Source organism: Janthinobacterium sp. UMAB-56, assembly GCF_900095265.1.
GTDB lineage: Bacteria > Pseudomonadota > Gammaproteobacteria > Burkholderiales > Burkholderiaceae_D > Janthinobacterium.
Map to the genome: position 1 here is coordinate 325,575 of NZ_LT607652.1, position 7,441 is coordinate 333,015.

A 7,441-nucleotide genomic window follows, 5' to 3' on the forward strand; every position below is an offset into this window, starting at 1 on the left:
CTCTTTGGGTATTAAATTAGACAAACGAATCCTCGCCTTTTCCACCCAGTACTATCTGCCCTTCGTCCGCCAGGCGGCGCACGATTTGCAGGATCTGTTTCTGTTGCGATTCCACTTCCGACAGGCGCACGGGGCCTTTCGACTCCAGGTCTTCGCGCATCATCTCGCCGGCACGTTGTGACATGTTCTTGAAAATCTTGTCGCGCAGCTCTTGCGAGGCGCCTTTCAGGGCGATGATCAGCATTTCCGACTGCACTTCGCGCAGCAGCAATTGAATGCCGCGGTCGTCGATATCGATCACGTTGTCGAACACGAACATTTCGTCCATGATCTTTTGCGCCATATCATTGTCGTAGTTCTTGATATTGTCCATGACGGAGCCTTCTTGCTCGCCGCTCATGAAGTTCAAGATCTCGGCCGCCGCGCGCACGCCGCCCAGCGACGATTTCTTGATGTTTTCGTTACCGGACAGCAGTTTCGTCAGCACGTCGTTGAGTTCGCGCAAGGCGGCCGGCTGCACGCCGTCCAGGGTGGCGATGCGCAGCACCACGTCGTTGCGCAGGCGGTCCGTGAAATGGCCGAGGATTTCGCAAGCCTGATCGCGTTCCAGATGGACCAGGATGGTGGCGATGATCTGCGGGTGCTCGTTGCGGATCAGCTCGGACACGGATTGCGAATCCATCCATTTCAGCGATTCGATGCCGGACGCATCCTTGCCGCCCAGGATGCGCGACAGCAGCACGGACGCCTTGTCGTCGCCCAGCGCCTTGGTCAGCACCTGGCGGATGTATTCGTCCGAATCGAGGCCGACCGTGGAATTGAGTTCCGTCTGCGCGCGGAAGTCGTCGAGCACCTCGACCACTTGCTCGTGCGCGATGCCCTTCATGGTGGCCATGGCGGCGCCCAGTTTCAGCACTTCGCGCGGGCCGAGGAATTTCATGACCTCGGCCGCTTCGCTCTCGCCCAGTGCCAGCATCAGGATGGATGCTTTTTGCAGTCCCGTTGTCTCAGTCATTATTGCCTATCCATGCTTTGATTACGTTGGCGACCACGCGCGGATCTTCCTGTGCCAGTTTCCGGGCCATTGCCAGGTTTTCGCGATAACCGCGGGCCGTATCTTCTTCCAGTTCTTCCAGCTCGGCTTCGCTGAGCAGAACTTCGTTGTCTTCGCCATCCTTGGCCAGTTCCGGCTCGATGACGGGCGGCGGGGCGCCGAAATCGTCGATCTTGCGCATCACCGGGCGCAGCATCGGGCGCACGATCTTGATGAAGATATACAGCAGGATCAGGGCCGTGATGAGGAACTTCGCCAACTCCTTGGCCAGCGGCAAGTTGGCCGGGTCGCGCCACCACTCCAGCTTGCCTTCCGGCGCGCGGTCGATGCCGTCGAAGGGAGAGTTGGCCACGCTGAAGCTGTCGCCGCGCTCCTTGTTGTAGCCCATGGCTTCCTTGACCAGATTATTGATCTGGACCATTTCGGCAGGGGAAATCGGCTTGACGGTGACCTTGCCATCCTTGTCGATCGTGCGGCGGTAGTTGACGACGACGGCCACTGACAGGCGGCGCAAGCCGCCCATGGATTTCTGCTCGTAGCGCACAGTCTTGTCAACTTCATAATTTGTCGTCGACTCCTTTTGCGTGGGCGCCGTTGGTGCGCCTGGCGCTGCGCCCGGTGCTTCTGCCGTCAACGGTGCCGTGGCCACGCCGGGCGGCTGGTTCGACAGCGCGCCGGGCACGCCCGACGGATTGGCATTGCCGGCGCCCGTCGATTCGCTCGTTTGCTGGCTGCGGATGGTGGATGCTTCCGGCGGCGAGTTTGGCTTGTAGGTTTCAGCCGCCTGCTCGCTTTGCGAAAAGTCCACGTCGGCCGTCGCTTCGGCGCGCACATTGCCTTCGCCGACGATGGGCAGGAGGATCGATTCGACTTGCTTGATCACGCTTTGCTGCAATTGCTGCACGTACTTCAGTTGATTCGGGTCCAGGCTCTTGATGCCGTTGGCGCGGTCCTTGTCCCGTTCCTGGTTCGAAAGCAAGTTGCCGGCCTGGTCGACCACGGTGACATTGACTGGAAGCAATTCCGGCACGCTGGACGCCACCAGGTGCACGATGGCGCTCACCTGCAATTGGTCGAGGCCGCGGCCTGGGTGCAGGTTCAGCAGCACGGAAGCCGTCGGTTTTTGCTGGTCGCGCACGAAGACGGAGGGTTTCGGCAGAGCCAGGTGGACACGCGCCGTGTCGACGGCGGACACCGATTCGATCGATTTCGCCAGTTCGCCTTCCAGCGCGCGCTGGAAATTGACCTGTTCAAGGAATTGGGAAACGCCCAGCTTCTGGTTTTCCATCAGCTCGAAACCCACGTTGCCGCCCTTGGGCAAGCCTTGCGCTGCCAGTTTCAGGCGCGCGTCATGGACTTGCTCGGTGGGCACGAGAATGGCGCCGCCGCCTTCGGAAAACTTGTGCTTGATGCCCAGCTGGTCCAGCGATGCGGTGATGGCGCCGCCGTCGCGGTCCGTATAATTGGAGAACAGGACCTTGTACTCGGGTGGCTGGTTCCACATGTACAGGGCCACGCCGATGGCAACGAGTGCCGCCACGCCCAGGCCGCGCAGGAAATTCTTGCCCATCGGTGTCTTGGCGAAGGCTTGCACGGATTCCACGGGCGAGCGGGCAGGCGCCGGCTCCGGCGGTATGCGGTTCACATCGATTTCTTCGGCTACAGCCATGATTGCCTTCCGGGGCGCGTATGTTTGCTAATGAGTGGGGGCCGCTTCCAATGAAGGAGGGGGCGATATGCAGAATTATCCGCCACTGTCACGCGCTTCAATCGTCCAAATAGAAGGCGCTTTTGCCGCCTGCTCGGCCGAGCGGCTGGCGTTGGCGCTGGTATTGTGGAACCCTGGCAACATGTGATGGAAGTTATTGTACCCGTCGTTGCCGTGCAATCCAGCGTTTTGTTCTCTGGGTGCAACAGGCATGGAACAGATATGAAGCAGACCAGAATCGGGAGGCAAAGTGAAAACAGGCGGTATCGATAGTAGCAGGATCGAGGCGATGATCGCGCAACTGAAGTCGGCGGCCACGCGGCCGGAGGCGAAAATACCGGCGATCCAGACCGAGATGCCGGCGGCGAAGGTGAATTTTGCCGATGCCTTCAAGAGCGCGCTGGACTCCGTGAGCGGCGCGCAGCAGGCCTCCGCGGCGCTGGGCCAGCGCTTTACCATGGGCGACGACAAGGTCAGCCTGTCGGACGTGATGGTGTCGATGCAAAAGTCCAGCATCGAATTCCAGGCGACGGTGCAGGTGCGAAATAAACTGGTTTCTGCATATCACGAGATCATGAATATGCAGGTTTAAGTCTAATTTACCCCAGCTTTCGGCTGGGTTATCAGCTGAGTCCAGCCATGCGTGCGTTACGCTCGCGTTCGAGACGCGTGATATAGCGCTGCACGTGCGCCAGCATGCTGCGCGGCAAGTCGACGAACTGGCAGCCCAGGCGGCGGTTCAGCTTGTTGTTCAGCAGGGTCATGTCCAGCGAATTGCGAATTTGTAAGGTGGCGGTGACGATGCCGACTTCCGGCAAGTCGATGCGGCAGCCGGGATAGTCCCTGCCGATGGTCTCGCCCAGCATCAATTTATTGTCCAGGATGGCGATGCCGCCGCAGCTGATGTCGGCCAGCGGAAACAGGGTGTCGGCGCCGCCCAGCGAGGGCGGCAGGGGAATCGAGACGCGCACGGGGTTGCTCACGGGCGTGGTCATGCGGTAATACTCGCGCCGCTGCAAGCGGATCAGTGTTTCTGGAATGGCAATTTTCAAGGCGGGCGTGCCGCTGTAATTGCACTCTTCCACCAGGGCGCTGGCAAACAGGATGCGGATCTTGTCGAGCGAGGTTTCAAACGAAATGCCGGTGGCGGCCACCATGCGCCGGTTCTGGTCGGCATTCACGGAACGGTCGAGGATGACGGTATTGCGTTCGGCATCGACTTCCAGGATGGAAGTGACGCACACATCGGACTCACCGTGGATCAGCATGCGGATCAGCTGGTTCTTTTCGCTGATGCTGCGCAGCAAGGCGATGATTTCCCGCCGCGATTCCACTTCAAAATCATGCCAGTTTTCGAGACCGGAATCCATAATATGTGCTTGCATTGATGCCTGTCTATGTATCGGTGAGGTTGACGCTGGTGTCGGGCGGCGGCGGGATCGGTCCGCCCTTCGCAGATTCAATATGATATAACCAGGCCAGCAGTTCCGCAATCGCCCGATACAGTCCGGGCGGAATCTGGCGGTCCAGGTCGACATCCATCAGCAGCGCCACCAATTCCTTCGATTCATGCACGAAGACGCCATGTTCGCGCGCCGTGCTGATGATCTGGTCCGCGATCAGGCCGCTGCCCTTGGCCACTACCTTGGGCGCCGGCGTGCCGCTCTGGTAGGCCAGGGCGACGGCCGTCTGCGGCACCTTGCGCTTGGTGTCGTCAAGCATCATCTGCTGCCGCCGCTTCGGCCGCCTCCGGCTTGCCGGCGATGCTGAGGGACGACAGGGGCCAGCCGGCCGCGGCGAGCGATGCTTCCAGCTGCGCCGCATGCTGGCGCAAGGTGTCGGCACTGCCTTCGCTGCCCGCCTGCAACTGGATGGCCACGCGGCCTCCCTGCAAGACCACGTGCGCGGCCAGGTCGCCCAGCAGGGGAAACTGGAAGCGTACATTGCTGCGCCAGGCCGTCGCTTCCTCGTCGCCGTCGCGCCCTGCGTGCTGCTGCCCTTGCGGCGCATCCTGGCTGATATCCCATTGCATCTTCTGGCCGGGCCAGGCTTCACCCTGCCACTGCACGCGCGCCTGTTCATGCGTATGCAGCTGCAAATTGATCAGTTGCGCCGAAGCCAGGTCGGTGCCCGTCCTGGGCGTCTCGCCCTGTGCCGCCCTCTGCATTTGCGGCTCCAGCAGCAGCGACGCCAGCGGTCGCTTGCCTTCTGCCCATTCGGCTACATGCGATTCGTAGAACAGGCCGCTGCTGCCGACCGCATCGTGCAATTTTTGCGCCACCTGCGCAGGATTGGTGCCCGGGGAGGCCATCAGCGGTGTCTTGCCGAGCAGCGCCAGGGGCGCGCCGGGCACGCTTTCCGCCTGGCTGAGTACCGTGCTGATGGCGCGCGCGGTGGTGCTCAGTTCCGGCGCCGGCGTGTCGCCTGCCAGGGCGGGCAACAAATTGGCCGGTGTCAGGGGCGCGCGGCTGAGCAGGGTGGCGGCCGTGCTGCTGGCGCGCGTGCCCGCCTGGGCGGCACCAGCCTGTGGGCCGCGCGCTTCGGCTGCGTCGGGTTCGGCCTGCGCGTCGGCGTACGTCAGCAGGGCGCTGGCGGGCTGGTCGCGGCTATTGCCGATTTGAAAAGAGGGACGGGGATTGATGCCGATCAAGGTCAGCGGGATTTCCGTGCCCAGCTGCGCGCCGGCGGGCAGCTGCATGCGGGCAGGCGTGCCGGCCACGCGCACCAGATAGCTGCCATCACCCATGCGGGCCAGCACCTGTCCCTGCATGGATTTGCCGATCAGTCCCTGCAGCGAGCGCTGGAACTCGGCCTGGCGCGGGTCGGCGACGGCATCGGCCGCCCGCGTGCCCTTGGCCGGGGTCAAGGGCGTCATGCCGATCGTATCCATCTTCGGCAACATGATAATGACCTCGCCCCGTGGGCGTTTAGACGCCGTAGGCGTTGGCCAGGCGCCGTTCGGTGCCGGTGCTGTTGATCAGCTTTGACAATTGCGCCATCCACGGCATGGTCAGGTCGCGGATCTTGCGGTCATCTTCCAGTATCTGCTTGATCAGGGCGACCTTGCGCTGGCGGCCGGCGCTTTCCAGCACGACCTTTTCTTCATTCGCCTTCAGCGCCTCCACATGCGCGCTCACCTGCTGTTCCAGCGCTTCGAGTTCGTCCCAGTCGGCATTGCCGGCGGCGGTCACCATCCGGCCCGTCAGGGACTGCATGGTTTCATAGGTGGTCAGGACTTCTTGATGGGTCATCATGGGGTCAGGCGCTCGCAAGGCTGGGCATACGTTTCAAATCGGCGCCGGGAATGGCGGCGGGCGTGGAACCAATGGCATTCCAGGTTTCGCGCAGGTCGGTCAGCAAGCGCTGCACTTCTTCCAGCATGCCAAGATCGTTGTGGATGTTGGCCGTCAGCAGGCGCGCGCTCATGTATTCATACAGGGCGTCGAGGCCTTCGGCGATCTGGCCGCCCGCTTCCTTATCCAGGCTGGCGCGCAAGCCATTGTCGATGATCTGGATGGCTTTCGAGATGGACTTGCCTTTTTCCGGCACATTGCCTGATTTCATGTGCATCTGCGCGCTGAGCACCGCCACCAGGGCGCCGTCGTACAGCATCACGATCAGCTTGTGCGGCGAGGCCGAGCCTATGCCTGTTTCCAGGCCGACCTTGGCATAGGCGTTGACGCCGCGTTGTTGGGTTCCAAACATATATTCTCCTGATGAATGGGTTTAACGGTTGGCGGCGATGGATGCCAGCTGCTGAGTCAAATAGCTTTGCGTGGACGTCAATTTGCTCAGCGTCACGTCCAGGCGCGAGTACTGGGCGCGGTAGCGCGCTTCGATCTCGGTCAGCTTCGCGCTGAACTTGTCGCGCTGCGTCGCTATCGACTTCAGCGTTTCATTGATACCGCTCGTGCGCCCGGTAATCACGCCGCCCGTACCCAGGAAGGAAGTGGCCAGGTTGTTCAACTGGTAGGCATAGCCTTGCGAGAAACTGACCGTGCCGCGCGAACCGGTGCCGCCGCCGGTCACTTCAATTTTCAAGCCTTCGGCTGGCGAGCCGGGTGCACCCGTCAGTGTCTGACCGGAGCCGACAACCGGTTGCCCGCCAAGGGTGCCGGCCACGTCGGCACCCTTGACGGGCTTGGCCGCGCCAAACAGCGTCTCTATACCGGTCCCCGTGCTGTTGCTCAAGGCCAGATTCGATACCGAGCCATAGCGGCTCGACACCAGGACCAGTTTGCCGGTGCCGTCGATCGACGCGGAGACCGTCGCGCCATTGTCTGAAAAAGCTTTCACGCCGTTGATCGACGATTGCATCAGCGACGCCATCTGTGCCGGCGTATAGGTGCCAGCCGGTATCGACACCTGGGCCGTATTCTTGGCCGCCGATGGCTCCGTATCGTTCAGGGTGATATTCCAGGTGGTGTCGCTGGCAATCGTCGTACTGGCCGCCAGCACGCCATCGGAGGTGAGCGAACCCTGGCTGGCCATGGTAGTGATGCTCAGGTCATAGGTGCCGGGCTTGGTGGCGGCCGTCGAGCTGGTAAAGGCGACGTTGCTGTCGGTGGCCTTGCCGATGGCCGAAAACAGGCCAGCGATATCGCCGAAGTTGGCGCTGATGGCTTTGTCGAGTTTGCTCGCTTCCAGTGTCAGGCTGCCATCTTTCTGGAAGGAAATAC

The 7,441-nt window shown here is 61.7% G+C and carries 10 protein-coding genes; 1 reads left to right on the forward strand and 9 read right to left on the reverse strand.

Going from position 1 to position 7,441, the window contains the following annotated elements:
- Positions 1-16: 16 nt before the first annotated feature.
- From fliG to K0F85_RS28580, 3 genes are all read right to left on the reverse strand, one after another.
- Positions 17-1,015 carry a flagellar motor switch protein FliG gene (gene fliG, locus K0F85_RS04555; RefSeq protein ID WP_034787109.1) on the reverse strand — a complete coding sequence of 333 codons (999 nt, stop codon included), beginning with the start codon at positions 1,013-1,015 and terminating at the stop codon, positions 17-19.
- Complete coding sequence (fliF, locus tag K0F85_RS04560; protein ID WP_219114737.1) at positions 1,008-2,723, reverse strand: flagellar basal-body MS-ring/collar protein FliF; 1,716 nt, start codon at positions 2,721-2,723, stop codon at positions 1,008-1,010. The genes fliG and fliF overlap by 8 nt, the downstream gene beginning before the upstream one ends.
- A 75-nt stretch (positions 2,724-2,798) precedes the next feature.
- A complete protein-coding gene (locus K0F85_RS28580) occupies positions 2,799-3,155 on the reverse strand; it encodes a hypothetical protein (RefSeq protein WP_257572562.1) in 357 nt (118 codons plus the stop codon).
- Between K0F85_RS28580 and fliE the strand changes: the two genes are divergently transcribed.
- The gene (fliE, locus tag K0F85_RS04565) at positions 3,052-3,354 is read left to right on the forward strand and encodes a flagellar hook-basal body complex protein FliE (protein ID WP_257572521.1); all 303 of its coding nucleotides are present in this window, start codon (positions 3,052-3,054) and stop codon (positions 3,352-3,354) included. The two genes, K0F85_RS28580 and fliE, sit on opposite strands and share 104 nt — an antisense overlap.
- 31 nt (positions 3,355-3,385) lie before the next feature.
- Here the strand turns inward: fliE and K0F85_RS04570 are convergent, their stop codons facing one another.
- From K0F85_RS04570 to fliD, 6 genes are all read right to left on the reverse strand, one after another.
- Positions 3,386-4,132: a flagellar brake protein gene (locus K0F85_RS04570; RefSeq protein ID WP_219114739.1), complete on the reverse strand. Its 747-nt coding sequence runs from the start codon at positions 4,130-4,132 to the stop codon at positions 3,386-3,388.
- A 25-nt stretch (positions 4,133-4,157) separates the two neighbouring features.
- Positions 4,158-4,484 (reverse strand): EscU/YscU/HrcU family type III secretion system export apparatus switch protein, encoded by a 327-nt coding sequence (locus K0F85_RS04575; RefSeq protein ID WP_219115004.1) that lies wholly within the window; start codon positions 4,482-4,484, stop codon positions 4,158-4,160.
- On the reverse strand, positions 4,477-5,664 hold the full coding sequence (locus K0F85_RS04580) for a flagellar hook-length control protein FliK (protein ID WP_219114740.1): 1,188 nt from the start codon (positions 5,662-5,664) through the stop codon (positions 4,477-4,479). The genes K0F85_RS04575 and K0F85_RS04580 overlap by 8 nt, the downstream gene beginning before the upstream one ends.
- A gap of 25 nt (positions 5,665-5,689) precedes the next feature.
- Positions 5,690-6,016 (reverse strand): flagellar protein FliT, encoded by a 327-nt coding sequence (locus K0F85_RS04585; protein WP_219114741.1) that lies wholly within the window; start codon positions 6,014-6,016, stop codon positions 5,690-5,692.
- Between the two features lie 4 nt (positions 6,017-6,020).
- The gene (gene fliS / locus K0F85_RS04590) at positions 6,021-6,467 is read right to left on the reverse strand and encodes a flagellar export chaperone FliS (protein ID WP_219114742.1); all 447 of its coding nucleotides are present in this window, start codon (positions 6,465-6,467) and stop codon (positions 6,021-6,023) included.
- A 21-nt stretch (positions 6,468-6,488) separates the two neighbouring features.
- The coding region (gene fliD / locus K0F85_RS28585; protein ID WP_257572522.1) for a flagellar filament capping protein FliD at positions 6,489-7,441 on the reverse strand (953 nt) is incomplete at its 5' end.

What these genes read in the sequence shown, in the direction of transcription:
- fliG (WP_034787109.1), bottom strand. Translation starts at nt 1,015, where the DNA reads ATGACTGAGACAACGGGACTGCAAAAAGCATCCATCCTGATGCTGGCA.
- fliF (WP_219114737.1), bottom strand. Translation starts at nt 2,723, where the DNA reads ATGGCTGTAGCCGAAGAAATCGATGTGAACCGCATACCGCCGGAGCCG.
- fliE (WP_257572521.1), top strand. Translation starts at nt 3,052, where the DNA reads ATGATCGCGCAACTGAAGTCGGCGGCCACGCGGCCGGAGGCGAAAATA.
- K0F85_RS04570 (WP_219114739.1), bottom strand. Translation starts at nt 4,132, where the DNA reads ATGGATTCCGGTCTCGAAAACTGGCATGATTTTGAAGTGGAATCGCGG.
- K0F85_RS04575 (WP_219115004.1), bottom strand. Translation starts at nt 4,484, where the DNA reads ATGCTTGACGACACCAAGCGCAAGGTGCCGCAGACGGCCGTCGCCCTG.
- K0F85_RS04580 (WP_219114740.1), bottom strand. Translation starts at nt 5,664, where the DNA reads ATGTTGCCGAAGATGGATACGATCGGCATGACGCCCTTGACCCCGGCC.
- K0F85_RS04585 (WP_219114741.1), bottom strand. Translation starts at nt 6,016, where the DNA reads ATGATGACCCATCAAGAAGTCCTGACCACCTATGAAACCATGCAGTCC.
- fliS (WP_219114742.1), bottom strand. Translation starts at nt 6,467, where the DNA reads ATGTTTGGAACCCAACAACGCGGCGTCAACGCCTATGCCAAGGTCGGC.